Genomic DNA, 23,792 nt, shown 5'->3' with positions numbered 1-23,792 from the left:
GAACCCGAGTGTTCGACTTCTCGGGGGAGATGGGCATGCCGGACTGCACCGTTGTCATCATCACCTTCAACGATGCCGAGCGGCTGCCCAGGGCCGTGCGCTCCGTACTCAGGCAGACCCTGCGCGACATCGAGGTGATCGTCGTCGACGACGCCAGCACCGACGGGACGGCGCGGGCCATGGGCGTTTTGGAACGGTCCGATCCCCGGATGCGCTACCTGCGGCGCGAGCGCAACAGCGGCGGCTGCGGAGCGCCGCGCAACGACGGCATCGACGCCGCGTCCGCCCCGTACATCATGTTTCTGGACAGCGACGACGAGCTGCCCAGGCACGCCTGCAAAAGCCTGCTGACCGAGATCGAACGCACCGGAACCGACTTCGTCTCCGGCCAGATCTCCCGCTACTACGAGCCCAGCGGGCGGCTGGAGCGCTACTACCCGAGCCTGTTCGCCCGCCGCCGGATCGTGAACGGCATCGCCGAGGACCCCGAGCTGTTCCTCGACTCCTTCAGCACCAACAAGCTCTACGACGTCACGTTCCTGCGCCGCAACGCGCTGCGCTTCCCCGAGGACATCCACTACGAGGACCACGTCTTCGCCACCGAGCTCTACGCGACCTCGCGGCGCTTCGCGGTCGTCCCCTGGGTGATCTACCACTGGCACCGCGCGGCGGAACACACCTCCATCTCCCTGAGCATCAAGGAGATGGACAACGTACGGCACCGCATGATCGCCGCCCAGCGCAGCGACAAGATCCTGCGCGACCACGGGCGCGAAGACCTGCTCCCCGAGCGCCAGCACCGCTTCCTGCGCCAGGACCTGCGCGTCTACCTCAACCCGCTGCCCGCCCGCGACCTGGTGTGGGTCAAGGAGTTCGCCGCGGTCGTCCGCCCCTACCTGGCGACGATCCCGCACGAGGTCATCGACCGGATCGAGCCGATGGCCAGGGTCTGCTGCCACCTGATCCTCGACGACCGCATAGACGACCTGCGGGTCGCGGTCCGCTCGCTCACCGGTGCCGCCGCGCCGCCGCGCGCCGCGATCCGGCACGAGGGCCGCACCTACTGGGGCACCACGCTCACCCCCGGCATGGACATCACCCGCCTGCGCCTGGCCGAACTGCCCTTCAGCGCCGCACGGCTGCGCCACGAGGTCACCGAGATCGCCGCGGACGCCGGCAGGGTCGCGATGACCGTCCACACCTACGACCCTTTCGGCGCGCTGCCCACCGAATGGAGCGCCTTCCTGACCTACGGCGGGCACCGCTTCCCCATCCACCCGCATCCCAGCGGCGACGGCTACGTCAGCGAGATCGTCTTCACCCCCGAGGGCAAGGGCGAGCCGCGCATCGGCTTCACCCGCGAGCGCGACGGCCACGTCACCACCGACCGGCTGCTGGTCGACCCGAACATGAAGCCGATCCCGCTCAACGGCTACACCGTCCAGGCCGCGGGCTCGTCCGCCTTCCTGCGCGTCACCGCCCCGTCGGTCCGTCGCAGGCTGGCCGGCAAGATCAAACGCGAGGTCCTGTCCCGGGTGAGCACCCCGGCCATGAAGCTGCGCGTCTACAAGGCGCTGATCAAGGTCGTGCCGCGGCGTAAGGACCTGGCGCTCTTCGAGTCCGACTGCGGCAAGGGCTACACCGGCTCCCCCCGCGCCATCTACGAGGAACTGCGCCGCCGGGAGCTGCCGATCGGGGTGATCTGGTCGGTGGCCCGCGGCAGGAAGAACTTCCCCGAGGACGCCGGCCTGGTCCGCCGGATGAGCTGGCGCTACATCTGGATCATGGCCCGCGCGGGCATCTGGGTGGACAGCCACGGCTTCCCCCTCGACTACCCCAAGCCGCGCGGCACCCGCTACCTGCAGACCTGGCACGGCCAGGGCATCAAGTCGATCGGCTTCGACGCGCCCGACCTGCGCGCCGACTTCGCCGGCCCCCGCGACCAGTGGCGGGCCGCCGTCGCCCGCTGGGACGCGCTGGTCGCGCCGAGCGCCGAGTTCACGCGGGTCTTCGTCCCGTCCCTCGGCCACACCGGCCCGCTCCTCCGGTACGGCACGCCCCGCTGCGACGCCCTGGTCCGCGGCGAACCGGTGCCCCGCGTCTGGGAGGAGCTCGAACTACCCCCTGACAAGAAGATCCTGCTCTACGCCCCGACCTACCGCGACACCGCCAAGAGCAGCGGCAAGTCCGTCCGCGTCGACCTGGAGGCGATGGCGGAGGAGCTGGCCGGCGACTGGGTGATGATCCTGCGCACCCACCCGGTGGAGCGCTACCACGTCCCCCAGCACGTACGCCACTTCGTCCGCCCGGCCGGCTCCTACCCGGAGATCAACGACCTGATGCTGGCCTCCGACGCGTTGCTGACCGACTACTCCTCCGTCATGTGCGACTACGCGGTGACCGGCCGGCCGATGTTGTTCTACATCGACGACTGGGACCAATACCGCCTGGCCGAGCGCGGCGTCTACCACGACCTGCCGTCGATCGCCCCCGGGCCCTGCCTGACCAGCACCGAGGACGTCATCACCTGCCTTCGGGCGCTGCCCGCCGTACACACGTCGTTCTCGGAGAAGTACGCGGCCTTCCGCGAGTTGTGGTGCGCCGACGAGCGCGGCAACGCCTCGGCCCGGGTCGTCCAGGACTTCTTCGCGGTGCCGCTGGAGCAGCCCGTCACCGACCGGTCCGTGGTCTGGGGGACGCGGTGAGCATCGTCTTCGCGTGCATGGACGCCGACACGCTCGGCGGCATCCAGCAGGTCACCCACACGCTGGCGCAGGGCCTGGCGGTGCGCGGCCACGACGTGCACGTCATCGGCCTGCACCGCTCGACCACGCCCTTCCGCTACGTGGCCGAGCCGCGCTACCGCAAGCACGTCGTCGGCCGGCGCCCCATGGGAGGCGAGGGCCGCCTGGCCCGCCGGGCCGCCGACCGCCGGCTGCGCGCCGTCCTCGAGTCGATGACGCCCGGCTTCGCCGTACTGACCTCGCCCGGCGTGGTCACCCGCCTGGTCCCGATGCTGCCCCGCCGCCTGCGCCCGATCGGCCAGTACCACGGCTCGTACGAGCACGCCCGCGGCTCCTGGCACCTGGGTTCCATCCGCCGGCATTACCCCCAACTCGACCAGGCCGTCTTCCTGAGCGAGGACGACGCCTGGCTGTTCTCCGAGCACGCGCTGCTGCCGAACACCTGGTCCCTGCCCAACCCGCTGGCCGCCTGGCCGGCGCGTACCTCTCCGCTGACCAACCCCAGGGTCCTGGGCGTGGGCCGGCTGGAGGGCGTCAAGCGCTTCGACCGCCTGATCAGCGCGTTCGCCCGGACCGGCCACCCTGAGTGGGAACTCCACCTGCTGGGCGACGGCGCCGAGGAGTCACGCCTGCGCGCCCACGCCGAACGCGAGGGCGTGGCCGGCCGCGTCGTCTTCCGCGGCAGGGTCCCGGCCGCGCAGATGCCCGCCGAGTACATGAACGCCGCCATCCTGGCCCTGACCAGCGAGCACGAGGGCCTGCCCGTCGTCCTGCTGGAGGCGGCCGCGCACGGGGTGCCGTCGGTGGCCTTCGACGTCTCCGGCGGCGTCCGCTCCACCGGCCCGGAGCTGGTCCCGGCGGGAGACGTGCGGAAGTTCGCCGCCGCCCTGTCCGACCTCATGTCCTCCCCGGACGAACGCCGCCGCCTGGGCGCCGCCGCCCGCACCCGAGCCGCCGCCTTCCGCCTCGACCCCATCCTGGACGGCTGGGAAACCCTCTTCGCCCACATGACCCGGTGATCTGGCTAGGCTTACGCCGATGAGTGTTGGACCAAGCCGCGCCGCAGAGCTGGACACGCTCGACGCCTATCTGGCCTTGGACGAGGAAACTCGCCGCGACATCGAGGTTGTCGAGGGCGTGGTCACGCCCCGCGAGCAGCGAACCCGCGAGCACCAGAAGACCGGACGCAGACTGGCCAACGCTTTGGAGAGGGGCATCGAGAGACATCGCCGCTCATGCTCACGGCCGGAGAACGCGCCTTCCGTGGAAGTGAACACGGAGATCGAGGTCATCCTGTGGGACGTCCCGCTCCACCTCAGAAAGCCTGACGTGGTGGTGTACGCATGTCCGAAACCTGGCGAGTGGCTCTGGGCGGACGACGTCATCATCGCTGTCGAGGTGCTCTCGCCCCGATCCGGGGCCCGTGACCGGATCCACAAGGCGGGCGAGTATGCAAAGGCGGGCATCCCGCACTACTTGATCGTCCAGATAGACACGCAGGGTGCCGTCTCCATCGAGCGCTATGCGCTGCTCGGCGGCGGTGAGTACAGCAGGAGCAAGGTGGCACATCGCGATATCGACGCGCTGGCGCTGAGCATGACGACGCCGTTCGTTCTCGGCATCGACTGGTTGCAGCTCGACATCGCGCCCATCGGCTGACCGGTACGGCGGAGAGGCTCCGCCGTACCGGCGAGAAGGTCAGACGCGTTCGGTCAGTGGGGTTTCGGCGCGCTGCTGTGGGATGCCGGCCAGGGCGCGCTGGCCCGAGGTGAGCAGGGCGGCGACCGGGCTGGGCTCGCGCAGGCGGTTGATGCGGTCGCGCATGCCCTTGCGCATGCGCGAGGCCCGGCGCTTCTGCATGGTCTTCTGGAAGGCCAGCACGTGCTCCTTGGCCGCCTTCTCGGTGCCGCTGAGCTCGTAACCCATGGACTCCAGGCGCTCGCCGAGCACCTGCTCGCACAGCGCGATCTCCCAGTCCTCCAGGCGCGTGGACCAACTGCCCACGCGGGACTTGGTGACCTCGCCGTGCGTGTTGCTGTGCCACACCTTGTGGACGGGAACCGCCACCTGGGCGGCCTCGCGCGGCGAGAGCATCGCCTGGTCGAAGTCCTCCTCGAGGAAGTGGCAGAGCTTCTTCATCTCGGTGGTGGGGTCCTCGGTGAGGTCCTCGTAGCGCAGCTCGTAGTAGCTGTCCTCGGGCATCGACTTGCGCAGCTTGACCCCGGCGTCCATGGCCTCGGCCCAGGTGGAGATGGCGTGGAAGGAGTCCAGCGTGTACCAGGGCATCTCCTTCAGCGACGACACGCAGTCGCGGCCGTCCCTGATGAGGTGGACGAACTGGGCGTCGGGGAAGAGACGCAGGAGCAGGTCGACCTGCTTGACGTAGCTGGGCCGCTTGTCGCCCCAGCGGGCCTTGCCGAACCGGTCGGCATACATGCGGAAGGCGGTGCCGATGACCGAGCCGAGCGAGCCGGGCCCGTCGGCGGACTCCCGGACGTAGTCGTCCTTGTCGATCTTCAGCTCGCGGAACTTGGTGTTCTTGTCGGTCGCGATCCACTGCGCCAGCGCCTGCCGCGCCGAGGCGACCCGCAGGTCCCCGAAAACGCGGCGCCGGTAGTAGGCCGGCACCAGGAAGCGGGTCTCCGGCGGCACCGCGATCCGCGGGTGCGAATGCAGCATGAGCTGCAGCATCGTGGTCCCTGAACGTGGACACCCGATGACGAATATCGGCCGATCCGACATAGCTTCGTTACCCCCGAAAACTTAGACGAGAACGTGCTCTCGGCTCTCCTGGGAGGACACGACGGCGAAGCGCCGCGCGAAGAGCCACATGCGATACACCAGGAAGATCTCGTTGACCAGCAGCAGCACGCTGGCGGCTGCCGAGACCGGGATGAGCGCCGCCGCTCCGATGAGGGGCGCGACCACGAACACGGCGGCGTGGAACTCGATTCCGCTGATGAGATGGGAGCGCACCCGCCTGCGCGCCAGGTACTTGTTGAGCCTGCGCATGAACGACGGGTGGCGCGCGGGCCGGACGACAACCTCCTCGGAAACCGTGGGCTTGGGCGGCATGCCCTCCCTGATCGCCTCACGGACTCGCTTCATCTGCGGCGCGTTCACGTACCTGAACAGATCCAGGACGGCCACCGCCGCCCCCAGCACGATGAACTCGACGTTGTGCGTGAGCATGTACTGCCCGATGGCCAGCCCGGTGGCGCAGAACACCACCCGGACCCGGTCCCCCACGTAGTCGAGCCACAGGCCGAACGGCGTCCCCGTGCCCTTCAGCCGGGCGATCTTCCCGTCGACGCAGTCGATCATGAAGCTGAGGTAGAACACGACCGCCCCCGCGGCCAGTTCGTCAACCGCGAAGCAGGCCGCCGACACCAGGCCGAGGACCAGCGAGAAGACCGTGAGCGCGTTGGGTGTGACGCTCGTGCGGTTGGCGACGATCAGCGCGACCCGGCAGGCGACCGGGTCCACGAAGTACACGGTCCACCAGGAGTCTCTCCGCTTGCGTGTCGCGTAGACGTCATCGAGCGAATAGGTCCTCATGGATTCCAGCATGGCGACCCAGGGTCGGGAACCGATTACTCTCTGGAACTACTGGAGAATGTCCATGCCGCTTCTTGACCATCCCGGAGGACTCGGCCGAAGATCCGGCTCACCACGCGCGCCGTCGCGCCGCCGTCGTCGAGTTCGCAGAACCGCTCACGGAAGCCCCGGTACGCCGCCGCGTACCCGGCCGCGACGCCGTCGAGGTCGGCCAGCGCCCCGATCAGCGCCTCGGAGTCGCGCACCAGCGGCCCCGGCGCACCGGCTTCCAGGTCGAAGTAGAACCCGCGCAGCTCGTCCCGGTAACGCTCCAGGTCGTAGGTGAAGAAGACCATGGGCTTGCCGGTGACGGCGAAGTCGAACATCACCGAGGAGTAGTCGGTGACCAGCGCGTCGGCGGCCAGGTAGAGCTCGGCGACGTCGGGGTGGCGGGTCACGTCCACCACGAACCCGTCGCCGGCCGGGATGCCGGCGGTGACGTTACTGTGCCCGCGCACCAGCAGCACCGTGTCCGCGCCCAGCTCCGCCCTGGCCCGGTCGAGGTCGATGCGCAGGTCGAAGCGGTAGCGGCCGTGCGCGTGCTCGTCGTCGCGCCAGGTCGGCGCGTAGAGCACGGCCCGCTTGCCGTCGGGCACGCCGAGCGCCCTGCGCACCGCCCTGCCGCGCTCGTCGGCGCCGGGCGCGAGCAGCGCGTCGTTGCGCGGGTAGCCGGACTCGACGACCTCGCCCTCGAAGCGGAAGGCCCTGCGCATGATGGGCGTGCTGAAGGCGTTGGGCGAGACCAGCAGGTCCCACTGGCGCACGTCGGCGGCGAAGCGCTCCAGATAGGCGGCGCCCTCCGCGCTGAGCACGGCGTCCATGTCGAAGCCGATGCGCTTGAGCGGCGTCCCGTGCCAGGTCTGCGCGTAGATCTGTCCCGGCCGTTTGCGGAACCAGCCGGGCATCGTGCTGTTGGCCACGATGTAGCGGGCCGTGGCCAGCGCCTCGACGTGCTCCCTGCTGTTACGCACCACGGACCGCGCCCCCACCGGTACGGCGAAGCGCCCCTCCCTGCGCACCCAGACGAGGTCGAGACCGCTCCCGGCCAGCGCCTCGAAGACGGCCCGCGGGCTGTCGGAGCACTGCTTGCCCTCCCAGCTGTCGAACACGACGCACTCGCGCACCGGCTCGCGGCGCAGCGCCGGGTAGACGTCCTGCTCCAGGAGGCGGCGGGCGTACCGGCCGCGTTCGTCGTCGGCGAGCGCCTGCCTGACGTTGAGCAGGAGCGCGCCGGTGCCGGACGAGCGCGGCGCGAACTCCAGGTCGTCGTGCACCCGGGCGGCGGGCAGGGGCGCGGCCCCGTCCGTGACGACCGGGCCGCCGTGGTCGTCGAGGAGTTCCCAGGCGCCGGGCAGCATCCCGGCCGGGTTCAGCACGGCGCGGAAGCGGTCCTCGTCCCAGGTGACCTCGAACGGGTGGGCGTCGCCCTCGATCCGCCGGCCGGCCCGCAGCCCGGTGGGGCCGCCGAAGTGGTGTCCGGTGACGACCAGTTCGCCGGCGGCCGTCCAGTGGGCTTCGGCCAGGACGGGGCGGTGGGGGCGCAGGACGAGGTCGGCGGAGCCGTACCCGGTCTGGGTGAGGACCGCTTCCTGCTCGCCGGCGCGCACGCGGACGGGCGGCAGGTCGTCGGCGGCGAGCGGGAGTTGTTCCTCGCCCGCCTCGAAGGACAGGCTCCAGCGGCTGTCCTCGCCCTCCCACAACATGGGGTCGGCGAGCGGGCTCCTCGGCGGGTCGGCGAACTCGGCGGCGGGGATCGTCACGGTGAAGGCCTGGTGGCGGTCGTCCTCGGGGGTGAAGGCGGCCGGGCGGCGCACCTCGGCCCCGTCGCGCCGCCTGGTGGCCACGAGGACCGGCGGCTGCGCGCTGGCCAGGCGCCTGATCCAGCCTTCGACGAGCAGCCCGTCCTCGGCCGGACGGCAGGCGGTGACGACCGCCTTCGGCTTGCGGACCCGGATCTGGAAGCGTCCCGCCTCGGTGAACAGCGGGCGTACCCAGCAGCGATCGCCCACCGCGCGGGCGGCCGGGCGGCGCTCGGCGACGTCGGGTGACAGACCGGCCAGGCCCTCCCTGGCCTGTCCCCTGGCGGTGACGGCGACGCGCAGCTCCCACGTGCCGGGAGCCCAGCGCTCCCCCGTCTTCAGTACGCCGGCGGGCACCTCGGCCGTGAAGCCCGCCCAGTCGAGGCAGACGTGCGACTGCCCGGAGGCGGCGGTGACGTCGGGCCGCCGCTCACGCGTGAGCTTGAGCGTGACCCGGGTGCCGGAGCGGGTGTCCTGCAGCCACGCGCGCAGCCCGTCGCGCTCGGCCATCTCCAGCCGCTCGATGTAGGCGTGGCCGCGGATGCAAAGGGTCTCGCCGTGCCAGGCGGCCGCGTCGACCTTGGCGCGCAGTGACAGGTCGCGCTCGGCGCGCAGGAGCGGCTCGGGCACCCGTCCGCCGGCCTCGGGCAGGTCGTGGAGCAGGCGGCGGCGCAGCAGGCCCCGGCGTACGATGCCGGCGGGCTCCTTGGCGCGGCGCTCGGCCTCCAGCGCCCTGAGCAGCGCGTCCAGGTCACCGTCGGCGGCCAGCGAGTACTTCAGCCGGTGGGTGGGGCTGAGCTCGGCGATGACGGCGTCGTCCACCTGGTTCAGGTATCCGGTGGCGAGGTCCAGCAAGGTGCCGCGGTCCTCGGGCGAGGCGGCGGGCAGCGCCTCGATCACCCGGCGGACGTCGCCGATGAGGACGGTCCGGTCGAAGGCGTTCTTCAGCTCGGGCGCCTCGGCGGCGAAGAAGCCGGCCACCTCGTGCAGGCCGCCGACGCGGCTGCGCAGGTTGGCCAGTTCGCCGTCACGCTGGGTGATGGACGGCGCGCCGGCCCCGTCGCGCTGACGGTAGTAGTAGACGACGTCCCTGACCACGTCGGCGGTCCCGGCCGCGACGTGGGCGCGCATGGTGACCGGCACGTCCTCGTACAGGCCCGGCGGGAAGGCGAAGCCGCCGGCGTCCCAGAAGGTCCGGCGGAACACCTTGTTCCAGGCCGAGCGGTCCCACAGCAGGCGGTTGTCCCTGCGCACGTGGGTGCGGGGGCGGTCGGCGTGGAACAGCCCGCGTGGCAGCCACGAGCGGTGCACGCCGGTCGTGCCGAACGTGCGCACGTCGCCGGAGGCCAGGTCGGAGCCGGTGCTCTCCAGCGAGCCGACCAGCAGGTCGTAGGCCTGGGGCGGCAGGAGGTCGTCGCTGTCGGCGAAGGCGAGGTACTGACCGCGCGCCTGGCGCGCCCCGGCGTTGCGCGCCGGCCCGAGCCCCTGGTTCTCCTGCTGGATGAGGCGGAAGCGGGGGTCGCGGGCGGCGTACTCCTTGGCGATGACGGCGCTGCCGTCGGGCGAGCCGTCGTCGACCATGACGACCTCGACGTCGGTCAGCGTCTGCCGGGCGAGCGAGTCCAGGCAGGGCCTGAGGTATCGCTCCACGTTGTAGAAGGGGACGACAATACTGATCTTCGGGCAACCCATGGATCCAGCATCCTGAGGACGTCCCGGGCGTGGCGCCGGCATCGCGATCAGCCGGGGCTCCCGTTGCCGAGATTTGGCGTCTCAGCCGAGAATCCGGTCCACCGCCCTGGCCGCGGCGTGGCCGTCATCCAGGGGGCAGTACTTCTCCAGGAAGGCGGCGTCGTATCCGATCTCGGCCGCCCTGACCGCCGCGACCAGTTCCCGTGTGGTGGCGGCCACCGGGCCCGGCGTCCCCGCGGCGTAGTCGAGGTAGAGGCCGCGTACGTGGTCGCGGTAGTTGGCCAGGTCGGGCGCGAAGAAGACCATGGGCCTGCCGGTCACCGCGAAGTCGAACAGGGCGGCCGAGTAGTCGGTCACGAACACGTCGGCCAGGCCCAGCAGGTGGGCCATCTCCGGGTAGGCGCTGACGTCGATCGCGAAGCCGGGCTCGCCGAGCGGCTGCATGGCGCCCGCGGCCCTGGAGTGGGCGCGGACCAGGAGCACGTGGTCCTCGCCCAGCCCTTCACGCAGCTCGGCCAGGTCCAGCATGAGGTTCATCCGGTAAAGGTCGCCCCGGCCGATCTCGTCGTCGCGCCACGTGGGCGCGTACAGGACGGTCTTCTTGCCCGGCGGGATGCCGAGCCGCTCGCGCAGGCCCTCGGCGGGCGGGCGGCGCAGCACGTCGTTGCGGGGCTGGCCGACCTCGGCGATCTCGCCCCGGTAGCCGAAGGCGCGGCGGAAGATCTCGCTGCAGTACGGGCTGGGCGACAGCAGCAGGTCCCACCTGGCGACGTCGCCGGCCAGGCGCCTGGCGTAGTCGATGGCGGCGGGGAACGGGTGCCGCCTGGCGTCGTGCCCGATCGTCTTCAGCGGGGTCCCGTGCCAGGTCTGGACGTATTTCTGGCCCTCGCGGGCGACGTACCACTCGGGCGCGCAGTCGTTGGAGACGATGAGCGCCGCCCTGGCCAGCGCGTCGACATGCGCGGCGCTGCCGCTGAGCACCGTGCGCACGCCGGCGGGCGGCTCGAACCGGCCGTCCGCGGTGACCCAGACGCACTCGCGCGCGTCGCCCCTGCGGCGCAGCTCCTCGAAGATCGCGCGGGGGTTGTCGGAGTACTGGCGGCCCTCCCAGGATTCGAAGACGGCCAGGTCGAGGGCGGGCATGGCGCGCAGGCGCGGATAGTCCTTGTCCAGGGCGCGCCGCAGCGCGGCCCTGCCCGTGGCCGCGAGGGCGCGGACCCGCAGCTCGGCGACGTCCTCCGCGTCCGACTGCAGGCGCAGGTCGTGCGCGCCCACGGTGATCTCGGCCCCCGCCTCGCGCAGCGCGCTGTTGGTGAGCCCGATCGCGGCCCGTCCGGCGTCCGTCGCCGCCGTGAGCTGCCAGGTTCCCGGGGCCAGCGGGAGGCTCTGCCCGAAGACCGGCATGGCGGCCGGGTCGAGCTCCACGGTGAAGTTCTGGCCCTCCCACGTCACCGGCAGTTCGTGGACGCCGCCACCGCCGGAGCGCTCCAGCCGGAAGGAGGCGGGCCTGGCCGTACCCCGGTCGTGGCCGCGCAGCGTGAGCGAGCGCGCGTCGGTCCATTCAGCCGACAGTACGGCGGGCCGCCGCTCCCTGCTCGTCGCGGTGAGCGCGCCGGTCCGGGTGGCGCTCAGCCAGCGTTCGCCGCCGGGGGTGGCGCCGGAGCCGTCGGCCCAGTGCTCGGCGGTGTAGATCTTGAAGCGTTCCTTGCCGCTCTCCAGCCACACCGCGCCGGAGAATCCGGCGTCGTGCGGGATGAGGACGCGGAAGGCGGTCCCGTCCTTGCCGCGCAGGAACTCCACCGGCAGCCGGGTCGTAGTGTCTGCCGAGGTCAGCTCCCCGGTACGGACGGCGGTGAAGACGCGGCCCCGCAGTTCGAGCCCGCCGGGCAGGTCCGCGCAGGACTCGGCCACGACCCGCACCGACCTGGCCCGCACCACCAGGTGGCCCTTGCTCCTGATGGTCTCGACCTTGGCCGAGCGCGACAGCCAGCGGTTGAGCGACTGGGCGGGCAGCACGCGGGCGGGCAGGGGCAGCGGCAGTTCGGCGTGCGCGCGGCCGTTGCGCACCTCGACCAGTACCTCCCAGGTGGTGGCCGAGCTCGCCGGCGTCCAGAGGCCGGTCACGTCGAGGTCGGCCTCGAAACCCGAGTCGTCGTAGACGCCTGGCTCGCAGCCGTGGGCCTCGCTGACGTCCGGCCTGCTCACCCTGCGGACCGGCACCTCCACGCGGCGGCCTTCACCGGGCTGCAGCCACATCCGGATCTTGGAGCCCGCGGCGTCCAGCCCCTCGAAGTACGCGTGCCCGCCGACCCGGAATCCGGCGCCCGCCTCGATGACCCGGTCGGCCTGCGCGAGCAGGGTCACCTCGGCCGGCCGTACGCGGAACAGCCGCGCTGGCACCCCGCCCTTACGGCGCAGCGGATGGTCGACGTAGAAGTTGGGCCAGCGCCGCCGGACGGCGAACGCCCGGCCCGTGCGGCGGTCGGTCAGCAGCCGGGTCAGCTCGTCCGCCTCGCGCGTACGCACCAGGTGGTAGGCGAGCCGCTCCAGCCACGGCAGGGACATGGAGACGTCGCGCGGGATCGCGGCCAGCAGCGGCTCCAGCCGGTCGAAGAAGCGCCGCCGGTAGTCGTCGCGGCCGCCGTCGGTGAACTCGAACGCCTTCAGGAACGGCACGAGGTCGCTGCGCAGCACGTGCTCGTCGTAGAGCGGCAGCAGCGCCGGGTGGTCGCGGCGCAGGAAGTCGCGCATGGTCTCGATCGTGGAGACGCGGTCCTCCAGATGGCCGCGCTCGCGCCGGCTCTGCGTGATCGAGCGGGTGCCGGAGTCGCGCTGGCGCCAGTGGTAGACCACGGTGCTCAGGACGTCGACCGTGTCGGCCAGCACGTGCGCGGGGACCGCGACCGGCGTGTCCTCGTAGTAGCCGGCGGGGAAGGCCAGCTCGGCGGCGTCCCAGAACGCGCGCCGGTAGACCTTGTTCCACACGGTCCTGTCGGTCATGAGCACGGGCATGCGGCTGACGTGGGTGCGCTCGACGGTCGCGGCGAACATGTCGGCGTGCAGCGGCGAGCGCCACGTGGTCACCGAGTCGAAGCAGCAGACGTTGCCGCAGGCCAGGTCGGAGCCGGTGCGTTCGAGGCTCTCGATCAGCGTGGCGTACGCCTCCGGCGGCACGTAGTCGTCGCCGTCGGCGAAGGCCAGCAGGCGGCCCGAGGCCAGCGCGATCCCGGCGTTGCGGGCAGGGCCGGGGCCGCTGTGCTGCTGCTGGAGCAGCGTGAAGCGGCGGTCGCGGCCGGCGAAGTCCTTGGCGATCACCGGGCTGAGGTCGCTCGACCCGTCGTCGACGCAGATCACCTCGAGATCCGGGAACTCCTGGGCCGCCAGCGAGGACAGGCAGTGCTCCAGGTAGGGCTCGACGTTGTGGAACGGTACGACGACGCTGAGCACAGGCGTCACGAAGCTTCCTCCCGATCGACGTGCAAACCGCATGTCAGCATGGCCAAAAGCGACACGATCACCGGGTCGCTTGGTGGGGAGCAGAGGAAAACCAGGCGATCTATTGACCTTCGCCGGCCGGTCTCCGCAGCCGCTTGGACAGCACCGCCACCAGGATCGGCAGCAACATGATCCCGATCATGATGGGCGCGGCCATGTACCTGAACAGCTGCGCCGGGATGGCCGCCGTCACCGCGAGCTGGTGCCCCGCCACGACCGCCGCCAGCACGAGCGCCGCCTGCCGCCGTCCGGCCCAGGCCAGCGCGGCCGCCGCGGCGTAGACGAGGTAACACCAGGTCGCGCCGCGCCACAGCAGCCACTCGAACTGCTCGGTCAGCGACAGGCCCCTGACGAAGACCGCGGCGTCGTGCAGCGTCTGCGAGAGGGGGCGCGTGGCCAGGATCGGCCGGTACGGGCTGGCCGCCATCGTCTGGCCGGAGGCGCGCCAGCCGTACAGGTCTTCGGGGACGTTGGGCATGCCGACGAGCACGCGCTCGCCCGGCTGGGCGGGGAAGGCCACCCAGGCCACGGAGCCGCGGCAGAGCCGGGCGGCGGTGACCACATCGGGGGCGCGCTTGATCAGCCGCACCCACAGGCCGACGAGCTTCTTGTAGTGCCGGTCGGCGCGGGCGACGTCGAAGCCAGCGCTGAGGGTGGTGTCGGCGTTGAGGCAGTTGGCGTTGGACTTCCAGTGTTCCAGGGGCGCGATCCGCGCCATCAGCGTCAGGTCGCGTTCCTGGAAGGCGCCGGGACGGCGGGCGTAGGTGACGGCGATGTCGGAGTAGGCCGTGGCGTAGCTCAGCCAGGGGCGGACCGGGTCCACGCTCATCGCGGGGTAGGCGTAGGCGGTGACCAGGTAGACGGTCGCCAGGGGGACAGCGGCGGCGCCGGCCAGCCGTACCCGCGTCCCCGGAAGCAGGATGACGGCGAGGGCGATCGCGATGGCGGCGAACAGGAAGCCGTTGTTGCGCAGCAGGCACAGCACCAGCACTTCCCCGCCCAGCGCGGCGATGAGCGGCCACGAGCGGCGGCGCAGCGCCAGGCGGCCCAGCGTCGCCGTCATGAGCACCAGGACCAGCGCGAACGGCACGTCCTTCCACACCGTGACCACGAACGTGCCGGTGGCGGGCAGCGCGGCCACCGCGAGGGCGGCGGCCAGGCACCACGCCCACGGGACGCCGAAGTCGCGCACCACGCACGCGAGCACGGCCAGCGTGAGCGCGGCGGCGGCGGCCTGGACGAGGGTGAGCGCGGCCAGGTCGCCGGTCGCGGCCAGCGACAGCCACACCAGCGCGTCGTAGAGGACCGAGTGGTCGGCGCGCCAGTTGCCGGTCGTCACCTGCCACACGTAGGTGATGGAGTCCCAGCTCATCAGGCCGGGATAGAAGGCCGCCCACCACAGCAGGTAGACGGCCAGGCAGCCGGTGAAGACGAGGGCGGGCAGCCGGTCGATCCGGTACGGCTTCGCCGCGATCGTGGTCCGCTCAGACGGGGACGCTTGGATGGTAGTCAGGTCGCTCACTCCGATGGCTCACCGCGGGGAAGACCCAGTAGCGGCAGAGGACGAAATTGACGGCCACGCCCACGCCGACCATGGCGGTCTTCGCGACCAGGTAGTGCGTGCCGAGCTCGACCAGCCCGAGCACGCCGACCAGGGTGAGACCGTAGTTGACGGCGCACAGCGTGCAGTAGCGCAGAAACTGGCGGCGCATCCGGCCGGGCACGGCGGCGAAGGACACCGACCGGTTGAGCGCGAAGTTGACGACGAGCGCGAGCAGGAACGCCAGGAGGGTGGCCGGGGCCAGGCCGACGGCCAGGACGCTGTGCAGCAGGTACAGGGCGCCGAGGTCGACGGTGTAGCTCAGCCCGCCGACCAGCAGGAAGCGCAGCAGGCTCCTGAGCGTGGTCATGCTCAGCGGTGCTCGCGGCTGGACAGTCGCAGCAGGGCGACCTCCTCGGCCAGCGTCCGCGTACGCTCCTCCAGGCGGCCGAGCTCCGAGCTGAGCTGCACGTTCACCCCGAGCAGCACGAGGCTGCCGAGGAAGAACAGCAGGTTCGCCGGCACCTGCACGCCGAGCATCGCGGCGGCGCCGGCCAGGACGTCGGGGAACAACGCGATCACCACGATCACCCCGGCGAGCAGCACCCAGAACGTGGCGTACTTCTCGCGCAGTTTCCTGCGGCGCAGCATCTCGAAGACGATCGAGACCGTGACGATGGCGCCGACCAGGCCCAGCATGTAGACGCTCATACTCCGGCCCTCTCCGGAACCTCGGCCGCGGCGACCGGTTCCCAGCGCCTGATCAGCGCCAGGCCCAGCGCCACACCGGCCCTGACCAGGTAGACGAGCGCGCGAAGGCTCGACTGGCTGGCCGTGCCGTACTCGCGGGGCCGCATCTTGACCGGGATCTGCCTGATCACGCAGCCGCTGCGGACCGCGATGACCAGCGACTCCACGGTGTCGCCCAGGTACTCCACCGGGTAGTGGACGGCGAAGATCGCCATCGCCTTCCGGTTGGCGGCCCTGAAACCGCTGGTCACGTCGGTCAGCCTGGTCCTGGCCAGGCCGGAGACGACCATGGCCAGCAGCCGCATCGCCAGGCGCCTGGCGAACTTCGCGCTCGTGTACGTGCCCGCCCCCGCGAAGCGCGATCCGATCACGATGTCCGCCGACTCCACGGCGGCGACCAGCTTGCCAATGTAGCGCGTGTCGTGCTGGCCGTCGGCGTCGACCTGAAGCGCCACGTCGTAGCCGCGGTCCAGCGCGTAGCGGTAGCCCGCGCGCATGGCGCCGCCGACGCCGAGGTTGTAGGGAAGGCGGAGCACGGCCACGCCGCTCGCTTCGGCCAGCGCCGCGGTGGAGTCCGCGGACCCGTCGTCCACGACCAGGATGTCGGCGTACCCGCAGGCCGATTCCAGCTCGTCGATGACCAGCCGGATCGACTGTTCCTCGTTGTACGCAGGAATGATGATCAGTACCCGCATCGCTTCCCCCTCCCTGTCAGGAAGCATGGGCGTCCAGGGCCGCACACGCTGCGCCTCGGCAGGGTCCTGGCTCACTCCTTGCCGAGACTTGACGATCGGGCAGCCTGATCGCGACGACGATCCCGCCGGGCAGGTCGCGCACGACCGCGAAGTGCCGGGGCGAGAACTGGACCGGGGAGAACTGCGCCGTGCTGCCGTCGGCCAGCACGGGCCGCCACGTCCAGGCGGCCTTGCGCGCCCACAGCACGAAGACGTCGATCCCGCCGAACCTGCTCGCCCGCGTGGCCGCGGCGAACCGCTCCGGGTCGGTGATGGCGGCCAGCCGCTGGAGCTCGGCGTACCTGTCGTCCCAGCGCACGACGCTGAGGGCGGCGGTCCTGACCACGGGCAGGTAGCCGGGCCAGGGCAGGTAGGAGTAGAGGCGTTCGTCGACGGCCAGCGTGCGCGGGCGGGCGTGCGGGCCGTAGTGCTCGCGGACGGCGCGGCGGATCTCGGCGACGGGGAAGGCCCAGGGCTGGGCCGCGCCGAGCTGGCGCAGTTCCTCCTGCCCGGCCGCGCCGGTGGCGGGCATCCTGCCGTCGGGCAACGGCTCGGCGTGCGCCCTCGCGGCGTGCACGCCCTCGGCGTGCGAGGCGGCGGCCGAGCCCACCGGCACCGGCGACCAGGCGCGCCACAGGTAGCTGCCGGACCAGACGACGCAGACGGCCAGCGCGACCTGCGCCCATGGCTTCACCGGCAGCTTCGGCACGAGCCAGGTCAGCGACAGCACGCCGGAGGCGAGCAGCAGGCCGTGCAGCAGGTGCATGGAGTGGTGCGCCATCCCGGTGTGCCCGGTGAACACGAAGCCGACGGCGTAGGCGCCCTGGTAGGCGTAGGTGCCGGCGATGAGCAGCGCCATCGGCAGGCCCCACCAGGTCCGGTTGCGCAGCGCGACCGTGCCGACCAGGCCGGCGGCCTCGACCGCGCCCAGGAAGGACGGCTGCATGAACGGGAAGGAGGAGGCGGCGACGGCCGGGGTCGCGTACAGGTCCGCGACGTTCTGGCCGCCGGTCGTGGCCAGGGTGACCAGGTACGGCGCCACGTACCAGGCCGAGACGGCCAGTCCGATGGCCACGACCCTGGTGAAGTACCACAGCAGGCCCCACCGGTCGGCGCTCTGCCAGAAGGCGTAGCCGACCAGGGCCAGCAGGCCGGCTATGCCGTACAGGAAGAAACCCAGGTAGAGCTGGACGATGAGGCCGAGCAGCAGCCCGGAGCCGAGCCAGTGCATCCGCCCGCCCGGGCGGGCGGCCAGCGTGCCGAGCGCCCAGGGGATGAAGACGGCCAGCGCGAAGACCTCGTAGGCCTTCCACGGGTAGGAGAACGCGACCAGGCTGAAGACGGCGAGCGCCAGCGCGACGGGGGCGGTGGTGGTGCGGCGCCACAGGGCGTAGGCGGCGACGACGGCGGCGGAGGTCCAGACGATCTCCGCTTCCGCCAGCAGTTGCCAGGCGGGGATGCCGGTGAGCGCGGCGGCGCGGCCGATCAGCCAGGGGTAGAGCGGCGGGTACTCGGCGGCGACGCCCTCCACGATGCCGTCGCTGCTGGCCGTGACCACGCTGAACCTGGTGGCCATCGAGGCCATCCTGGCCATGTCGCCGGACAGCCCGTCGAAGCCGAACGGCGTGCCGTGCAGGGCCACGCGCATGGCCAGCGCCGTCCACGCGGCGAACGCGGCGGCGGCCACGTCGTAGACGGCCGGGCGCCGCCACATGAGCGCCACCGCGAGCAGCGGTACGGCCAGCATGAAGCCCACGGCCAGCGGGAACAGGGTGCCGCGCAGCGTGAACGGGTCGGCGCCGGCCAGAGCGGGCACCAGGAGCGCCGGCGGCAGGAGCACCGTGTACACGCCGAAGGCGACCAGCGCCGCCCTCCCTGCCCGGACCGCGGGCTCCGCGGCGGTTGCGACCGGCAAGATGCGAGGAGTGAGCAGGCGCACGCCCTCGACCCTCTCGCCGATCGGCGCCGGTGCGCCGCGGATTGACCTCCCGACATACCAATGGTGGGGCAATCAATTCCCCCGGAGGTGATTCCGTCGCACGATGCGAAAGATGGATATCGCGGATATGCCACACTTGCCGGGGGTTCGCGAAGGGGAGGTGGTGCCCGGTGGTCGGGCGTGGAGTGGCGGTGCTGGCAGGGCTCGTGGCGGGACTCGTGGCGGGAACGGTCCTTCCGGCGATCCCCGCGCAGGCGGCGAAGGTCAACTGCGCGAAGGCCAAGTGCCTGGCCCTGACGTTCGACGACGGACCGGGCAAGACGACGCCCGAGCTGCTCAAGGTGCTCAAGAAGGCGAAGGTCAAGGCGACGTTCTTCGTCATGGGCAAGCAGGTGGAGCGGCGGCCGGCCGTATTGAAGAAGACCGTCGCTGACGGGCACGCGATCGGCAACCACACCTACGGGCACCCGTCGCTGCCCTCGCTCATGGACGAGCAGGTCACGACCGAGCTGCGGCTCACGCAGGAAATCGTCGAGCGGGTGGCGGGGATCACGCCGAAGATGTTCCGCCCGCCGTACGGGCACACCGACGAGCGCATCGTGGAGCTGGCCGCGCAGGAGGGCATGTCGCAGGTCATGTGGACCGGCACCACACTCGACTGGCAGTCGCGCGACGTCAAGAAGATCAAGGCGGCGGTGCTGCGGCTGGCCAGGCGCGACGGGGTCATCCTGATGCACGAGACCGTCCCGCAGACCGTGCGGGCGATGCCGGAGATCATCAAGGAGCTCAAGAAGCGCGGCTACACGCTCGTCACCGTGCCCCAGCTTGCCGGGGCCAAGAAACTGGCGCCGGGAATGGTATATCCGTAATGGGCGGGTAGGGTGTGCCCCCAAGGTGCACCCTCCCCGGCCTCAGGACTCATGCGCGTTCTCCGTTCCACGTTTCTGCCCATCCAGATCGTGCTGCTCTGCTGGTGGGCGGCCTTCTACCCCGGCCTGTTCAGCCGTGACTCCGTCCTCTATCTGAGCCACACCCTGGCCGGACCGTGGATCAGCGACCACTCGGTCCTCTACGACTCCGTGCTGTGGCTCAGCATGCGGCTCACCGGCGATCTCGGCGCGGTGACGCTGCTGCAGACGACCGCGATGGCCCTCACGCTCACGTTCCTCGCGCGGGCGCTGATCGCGCTCGGGGCGCCGCCGCGCTGGACCAACGCCATGGCGATCCTGCTGGCGTTCCTGCCGCCGCTCGGCGCGTTCTCCGTCGCGCTGTGGAAGGACGTGCCGTTCACGATCTGCGCGGTCGCGATCGCCGGCGTCTGCGCGCGCGTGGCCGCCGACCGCGACCTCACCAACGGCCGCCTGGCCGCGCTGTCGGCCCTGTTCACGCTGCTGGGCCTCTTCCGCGCCAACGGCTTCCTGGTCGTGGCGATCGCCGTGGCCGCGCTCCTGCTGGTCGTGCCCCTTCTGAGGGTACGGCTGGCGCTGCTCGGCACCGCGGCGGCCGCCATCCCCCTGCTGCTCAGCAACCTGATCTTCCCGCTGGTCGGGATCTCGGCGCCGAGCAAGACGTACGTCTACCACACCGCCTTCGGCGACATCGCGGTCGCCTTCCACGAGCGTCCCGACCTGTTCGACAACAGCGACCGGGCCATGCTCGCCACGATCGCGCCGCTCAAACGCTGGGACAAGGGCGGCACCTGCCACACGATCAACCCGCTGATCTGGCGCGGCGACTTCAGCTGGCCGCAGGCCGACGCCCACGCCACCGAACTGCTCGACCTGTGGAAGCGGCTGCTGATCAAGGAGCCCGGCCTGGTCGTGGACACCCGCCTGTGCAGGGGCGCGATCGCCTGGCAGCTCTGGGCCGACGACGAGGAGACCGGCGGCGACACCTACCGCTTCTCCCGCCGCCCCAACGCCGACTCCTACATCGGCGAGGACCAGGTGCCCGACTACCGGGGCCGCGAGGTCTTCACCCTGCGCCCGCTCAACGAGGGCCTGAACACGCTTGCCGGCACCTGGCTGGACGTCACGCTCGACAAGGCCGTCGACTGGATGTTGTGGCGGGGCGCCCTCTGGTCGTACCTGTCCTACCTCGCGCTCGCGCTGGCCGCCTGGTCGCTGCGCAACCGGTACGTGCTCGGCGTCGCCGCCATCGTCCTCGGCCAGCAACTGGCCATCCTGGCCAACATCTCCGCCCAGGACTTCCGCTACATGGCCACGCCGATCTTCGTCGGCGTCATGCTGTTGCCACTGCTGGCCTCTTCGTTCAGGCGCCGGTCGTAGTTCTCGCGCGCCCGCGCGACGCAGGCGCTGTGCTTGCGCGACCAGTTGGTCACCGTCAGCAGCGCCTCATACAGCTCCAAAGCCATCGGCGTGGTCTGGTACTCCACCTTCGGCGGCACCGTCGGATACACCGTGCGCTCCAGCATGCCGTCGCGCTCCAGGTTGCGCAGGGTCAGCGTCAGCATGCGCCGGCTCACGCCCTCGACCGTGCGCTCCAGCTCCGTGAAACGGACCGGGCCCCGTGAGGCGACCACGATGATCTGGATCGCCCACTTTCCGGCGATCCGGTCGAGGATCTCGCGCGGCGGGATCGGGCACTGGCCCGAGTCGATGAGCGCCTGAGCGTCCGCCAGCGTCTTGAGCTGGTCTGGTACAGCGGTGTTCCCCTGGGACATGAAAGTGCCTTCTTCCGTAGGACCCTGATAGTCACACACGATGTCCACTGTTACAAGTCGTTCCCTAAGGAAGCATCGTGAAGAACAAGTGGACAGCCCTCGCCCTCCTCACCACCACCCAGTTCGTCCTCATCCTTGACTCCACCATCGTCGGCATCGCGCTGCCGCTCCTCGGCCAGGACCTGCGCATGGGCCAGGAGCAGTTGTCGTGGGTGCACACGGCCTACTCGCTCGTGTTCGGCGGCCTGCTGCTGCTCGGCGGGCGCCTTTCCGACTTCTTCGGCCGGCGGCGGGTGTTCGTCGCCGGGATGTTGTTGTTCGCGCTCGCCTCGTTGCTCGGCGGGCTCGCCTCCGGCGGGGTGCTGGTCGTGGCGATGCGGGCCGTACAGGGGATGGCCGCGGCTCTTGTCGCGCCCGCCGCGCTGTCGCTGGTGATGACCATCTTCGACGGCGACCCCGACCGCGACCGGGCCATGGGCCTGTGGGGCGCGGTCGGCGGCGTGGGCGCCTCGACCGGCGTCGTGCTCGGCGGCGTGCTGACCGACTGGCTCGGCTGGCGCTCGGTCTTCTACGTCAACGTCCCGGTGGGCGTGGTCGTCGCCGTCCTCGCGCTCAGCCTGCTCCCCCAGGTCGCGCCCTCCGGCGCCCGCGGCTTCGACGTGCTGGGCGCGGTCACCTCGACGGCCGGCCTCGGCCTGCTCATGTACGCGGTCGTGGAGTCGTCCCTGCCCCTGGGCGGGCTGGCCGTCGTCGTCCTGGCGTTGTTCCTGGTCGTCGAGTCGCGCTCCAAGAACCCGCTGATGCCGCTCTCGATCTTCCGCAAGCCGTTGCTGCGCGCGGGCAACGCGATCATGTTCCTGGTCGCCGCCGCCGCCCAGCCGTTGTTCGTCATCCTCACCCTCTACACGCAGTACGTCCTCGGCTACTCCGCCACCGAAGCCGGCCTGTCGGTCGTCGCCATCTCCATCGCGATCGCCCTGACCGCCTCGACCGTGGGCGGCCGCTTCGTCAGCCGGTTCGGCATCCGCGCCACCGCCGTCACCGGGATGGCGTTGATCACCGCCGGAGCCGTCGCGTACCTCCGCATCACCCCCACCAGCACCTTCCTCGGCGCGCTCCTCGCCCCCGAGCTGCTGACCGGCATCGGCTTCGGCCTGCTGGTGGTGGCCGTCACCATCGCCGCCACGGCGGAGGCCACTCCGGAGGAGGCGGGGCTGGCCTCCGGCCTGTTCAACGTGACCCCGCAGGTGGGCATCTCCATCGGCGTCGCCGCCCTCGTCTCCCTGGCCACCACCGTCTCCGGCCCCAACCCCTCACCGGAGGCGCTGACCTCCGGATACCAGGCGGCGATCATGGCTTCGGCGGGGATCGGGGTGGTGGGTCTGCTGGCGGCGATCGTGATGCTGCCGCGCCGGGCCCCGAAGGGAACGGCGGCGCGACCTACTGCGGGAACACGAGCTTGACCAGCAGGTCGATGAGCTGCTCTCGCTCGGACTCGGTCAGCGGGGCGAGGAACTCCTCGTGCATGATGGCAAGCGCGGCCTCCAGCCGGACGAACTGCTCCCGCCCCGCCTCCGTCAGCGAGATGACGTTGCGCCGCCGGTCGTCCGGGTCCGGCGTACGCTCGACCAGCCCACGCTCGGCCAGCTCGTTGATGACGGCGACCAGATCGCTGCGATAGATCCCGGTCCGGTCGCTCAGCTCGGCCTGGCTGGCCGGCCCGGAGTCGTGCAGGGCGACCAGGGCGCTGTAGTGCCACTTGCGCGCGCCCAGCTCGGCGAACCTGGAGGTCACCACCCGGTCGGCTTGGGCGGCGGCCAGGCCCAGCAGTCTGCTCGGCACCCTTCTGAGGCGGGCCGGGGTGTTCTCCATGAGCCAAGGCTATTGCGTTAGTGGCACTAACGATGTAATTTCGTTCGTGTCACTAACGTTTATCTGACTAACGGAGTACGCGATGCCCACCATCGAGGTTCTCGGCTCGACCATCCACTACGAAGAAACCGGCTCCGGCACCCCGATCGTCTTCCTCCACGGCAACCCCGCCTCCTCCCACATGTGGCGCAAGGTGCTCCCGCTGGTCGGCGAGGGCCGGTTGCTGGCGCCCGACCTGATCGGCATGGGCCGCTCGGGCAAGCCCGGCATCGGCTACACCTTCGCCGACCACGCGCGCTACCTGGACGCCTGGTTCGACGCGCTCGGCCTGGAGGACGTCGTGCTCGTCGGCCACGACTGGGGCGGCGCGCTCGCCCTCGACCGGGCCGCCCGCCACCCCGGCAAGGTACGCGGCGTCGCCGTCTTCGAAACCTTCCTGCGCCCCCTGTCCTGGGCCGAACTGGGCGAGGGCCCACGCGCCCGCTCCGAGGCCATCCGCTCCCCCAAGGGCGAAGAACTGGTGCTGAGCACCGACTACTTCATCCAGACCGCCTACACCGGCGGCGTACTCACCCCGGTGAGCGAGGAGGAGAAGGCGGCCTACCTCGCGCCGTTCCCCACCCCCGAGAGCCGCCGCCCGATCCTGGCCTGGGCCCGGTCCATCCCGCTGGACGGCGAGCCCGCCGACGTGGCCGGCCGCATCGCCGACTACGGGAAGTGGCTCACGGCCAGCCACGAGACCCCCAAGCTTCTGCTCACCTTCGACGGCTCGCCCGTCCTGCTCATCACGCCCGAGGTGGCCGAGTGGAGCAGGTCCGCGGTGGCGGCGCTGGAGATCGAGTACGCCGGCGCCGCGGGCCACCACGCCGCAGAAGACCAGCCGGAGCGGATCGCGGCGGCGATCGCCGCCTGGGCCGACCGCAACCGGCTCCGCTGAGTCTCCACGA

Annotated in this window: 18 protein-coding genes; 7 read left to right on the top strand and 11 right to left on the bottom strand. The window is 71.1% G+C overall.

Translation table 11 applies throughout. The annotated features are described in order from the left end of the window. Positions 1-35: 35 nt before the first annotated feature. The 3 genes from ACFWY5_RS04955 to ACFWY5_RS04945 are packed head-to-tail and all read left to right on the top strand — an operon-like array spanning position 36 to position 4,403. Positions 36-2,705 (top strand): CDP-glycerol glycerophosphotransferase family protein, encoded by a 2,670-nt coding sequence (locus tag ACFWY5_RS04955; protein ID WP_379630562.1) that lies wholly within the window; start codon positions 36-38, stop codon positions 2,703-2,705. Beyond that, a complete protein-coding gene (locus ACFWY5_RS04950) occupies positions 2,702-3,763 on the top strand; it encodes a glycosyltransferase (RefSeq protein ID WP_379630561.1) in 1,062 nt (353 codons plus the stop codon). Before ACFWY5_RS04955 ends, ACFWY5_RS04950 begins: the two co-directional genes overlap by 4 nt. 19 nt (positions 3,764-3,782) lie before the next feature. After that, entirely contained in the window at positions 3,783-4,403 is a 621-nt protein-coding gene (locus tag ACFWY5_RS04945; protein ID WP_379630560.1) for a Uma2 family endonuclease, read from the top strand. Positions 4,404-4,442: 39 nt separating this feature from the next. On the opposite strand, the gene ACFWY5_RS04940 is transcribed toward ACFWY5_RS04945, so the two are convergent. The 9 genes from ACFWY5_RS04940 to ACFWY5_RS04900 all read right to left on the bottom strand — a co-directional run bounded on the left by ACFWY5_RS04940 (position 4,443) and on the right by ACFWY5_RS04900 (position 18,266). After that, positions 4,443-5,486, bottom strand: a complete 1,044-nt coding sequence (locus ACFWY5_RS04940; protein ID WP_379625132.1) for a sulfotransferase family protein — start codon at positions 5,484-5,486, stop codon at positions 4,443-4,445. Positions 5,487-5,507: 21 nt separating this feature from the next. After that, positions 5,508-6,302: a CDP-alcohol phosphatidyltransferase family protein gene (locus ACFWY5_RS04935; protein ID WP_379625134.1), complete on the bottom strand. Its 795-nt coding sequence runs from the start codon at positions 6,300-6,302 to the stop codon at positions 5,508-5,510. 35 nt (positions 6,303-6,337) lie between these two features. Next, on the bottom strand, positions 6,338-9,832 hold the full coding sequence (locus tag ACFWY5_RS04930; RefSeq protein WP_379630559.1) for a CDP-glycerol glycerophosphotransferase family protein: 3,495 nt from the start codon (positions 9,830-9,832) through the stop codon (positions 6,338-6,340). Positions 9,833-9,913: 81 nt separating this feature from the next. Beyond that, positions 9,914-13,288 carry a CDP-glycerol glycerophosphotransferase family protein gene (locus ACFWY5_RS04925; protein WP_379625138.1) on the bottom strand — a complete coding sequence of 1,125 codons (3,375 nt, stop codon included), beginning with the start codon at positions 13,286-13,288 and terminating at the stop codon, positions 9,914-9,916. 100 nt (positions 13,289-13,388) lie between these two features. After that, complete coding sequence (locus ACFWY5_RS04920; RefSeq protein WP_379630558.1) at positions 13,389-14,849, bottom strand: hypothetical protein; 1,461 nt, start codon at positions 14,847-14,849, stop codon at positions 13,389-13,391. Next, positions 14,812-15,237, bottom strand: coding sequence for a GtrA family protein (locus ACFWY5_RS04915; protein WP_379630557.1), 426 nt, complete (start codon positions 15,235-15,237; stop codon positions 14,812-14,814). Before ACFWY5_RS04915 ends, ACFWY5_RS04920 begins: the two co-directional genes overlap by 38 nt. A 2-nt stretch (positions 15,238-15,239) precedes the next feature. Then, a complete protein-coding gene (locus ACFWY5_RS04910; protein WP_379630556.1) occupies positions 15,240-15,578 on the bottom strand; it encodes a DUF2304 domain-containing protein in 339 nt (112 codons plus the stop codon). Then, the gene (locus tag ACFWY5_RS04905) at positions 15,575-16,312 is read right to left on the bottom strand and encodes a glycosyltransferase family 2 protein (RefSeq protein ID WP_379625146.1); all 738 of its coding nucleotides are present in this window, start codon (positions 16,310-16,312) and stop codon (positions 15,575-15,577) included. Before ACFWY5_RS04905 ends, ACFWY5_RS04910 begins: the two co-directional genes overlap by 4 nt. 16 nt (positions 16,313-16,328) lie before the next feature. Further along, a complete protein-coding gene (locus ACFWY5_RS04900; protein WP_379630555.1) occupies positions 16,329-18,266 on the bottom strand; it encodes an arabinofuranosyltransferase in 1,938 nt (645 codons plus the stop codon). Positions 18,267-18,460: 194 nt separating this feature from the next. Between ACFWY5_RS04900 and ACFWY5_RS04895 the strand changes: the two genes are divergently transcribed. Beyond that, entirely contained in the window at positions 18,461-19,159 is a 699-nt protein-coding gene (locus tag ACFWY5_RS04895; RefSeq protein WP_379625150.1) for a polysaccharide deacetylase family protein, read from the top strand. Between the two features lie 51 nt (positions 19,160-19,210). Continuing rightward, the gene (locus ACFWY5_RS04890; RefSeq protein WP_379625152.1) at positions 19,211-20,578 is read left to right on the top strand and encodes a hypothetical protein; all 1,368 of its coding nucleotides are present in this window, start codon (positions 19,211-19,213) and stop codon (positions 20,576-20,578) included. On the opposite strand, the gene ACFWY5_RS04885 is transcribed toward ACFWY5_RS04890, so the two are convergent. Beyond that, complete coding sequence (locus ACFWY5_RS04885; protein ID WP_379630554.1) at positions 20,503-20,973, bottom strand: winged helix-turn-helix transcriptional regulator; 471 nt, start codon at positions 20,971-20,973, stop codon at positions 20,503-20,505. The two genes, ACFWY5_RS04890 and ACFWY5_RS04885, sit on opposite strands and share 76 nt — an antisense overlap. Positions 20,974-21,050: 77 nt before the next feature. Between ACFWY5_RS04885 and ACFWY5_RS04880 the strand changes: the two genes are divergently transcribed. After that, positions 21,051-22,436: an MFS transporter gene (locus ACFWY5_RS04880; protein WP_379630553.1), complete on the top strand. Its 1,386-nt coding sequence runs from the start codon at positions 21,051-21,053 to the stop codon at positions 22,434-22,436. On the opposite strand, the gene ACFWY5_RS04875 is transcribed toward ACFWY5_RS04880, so the two are convergent. Next, on the bottom strand, positions 22,414-22,845 hold the full coding sequence (locus ACFWY5_RS04875; RefSeq protein ID WP_379630552.1) for a MarR family winged helix-turn-helix transcriptional regulator: 432 nt from the start codon (positions 22,843-22,845) through the stop codon (positions 22,414-22,416). The genes ACFWY5_RS04880 and ACFWY5_RS04875 overlap by 23 nt on opposite strands. An 82-nt stretch (positions 22,846-22,927) precedes the next feature. On the opposite strand from ACFWY5_RS04875, the gene ACFWY5_RS04870 reads away from it, so the two are divergent. After that, positions 22,928-23,782, top strand: coding sequence for a haloalkane dehalogenase (locus ACFWY5_RS04870; protein WP_379630551.1), 855 nt, complete (start codon positions 22,928-22,930; stop codon positions 23,780-23,782). Positions 23,783-23,792 lie beyond the last annotated feature (10 nt).

The organism is Nonomuraea sp. NPDC059007, assembly GCF_042740555.1.
In the GTDB taxonomy this organism is placed as follows: domain Bacteria; phylum Actinomycetota; class Actinomycetes; order Streptosporangiales; family Streptosporangiaceae; genus Nonomuraea.
This window is presented reverse-complemented; position numbering and strand designations above follow the sequence as displayed.

Bases quoted from the DNA above. Each gene is read 5' to 3' on its own strand.
- ACFWY5_RS04955 (WP_379630562.1), top strand. From the start codon at position 36: ATGCCGGACTGCACCGTTGTCATCATCACCTTCAACGATGCCGAGCGG.
- ACFWY5_RS04945 (WP_379630560.1), top strand. From the start codon at position 3,783: ATGAGTGTTGGACCAAGCCGCGCCGCAGAGCTGGACACGCTCGACGCC.
- ACFWY5_RS04940 (WP_379625132.1), bottom strand. From the start codon at position 5,486: ATGTCGGATCGGCCGATATTCGTCATCGGGTGTCCACGTTCAGGGACC.
- ACFWY5_RS04935 (WP_379625134.1), bottom strand. From the start codon at position 6,302: ATGAGGACCTATTCGCTCGATGACGTCTACGCGACACGCAAGCGGAGA.
- ACFWY5_RS04930 (WP_379630559.1), bottom strand. From the start codon at position 9,832: ATGGGTTGCCCGAAGATCAGTATTGTCGTCCCCTTCTACAACGTGGAG.
- ACFWY5_RS04915 (WP_379630557.1), bottom strand. From the start codon at position 15,237: ATGACCACGCTCAGGAGCCTGCTGCGCTTCCTGCTGGTCGGCGGGCTG.
- ACFWY5_RS04910 (WP_379630556.1), bottom strand. From the start codon at position 15,578: ATGAGCGTCTACATGCTGGGCCTGGTCGGCGCCATCGTCACGGTCTCG.
- ACFWY5_RS04905 (WP_379625146.1), bottom strand. From the start codon at position 16,312: ATGCGGGTACTGATCATCATTCCTGCGTACAACGAGGAACAGTCGATC.
- ACFWY5_RS04890 (WP_379625152.1), top strand. From the start codon at position 19,211: ATGCGCGTTCTCCGTTCCACGTTTCTGCCCATCCAGATCGTGCTGCTC.
- ACFWY5_RS04885 (WP_379630554.1), bottom strand. From the start codon at position 20,973: ATGTCCCAGGGGAACACCGCTGTACCAGACCAGCTCAAGACGCTGGCG.
- ACFWY5_RS04875 (WP_379630552.1), bottom strand. From the start codon at position 22,845: ATGGAGAACACCCCGGCCCGCCTCAGAAGGGTGCCGAGCAGACTGCTG.
- ACFWY5_RS04870 (WP_379630551.1), top strand. From the start codon at position 22,928: ATGCCCACCATCGAGGTTCTCGGCTCGACCATCCACTACGAAGAAACC.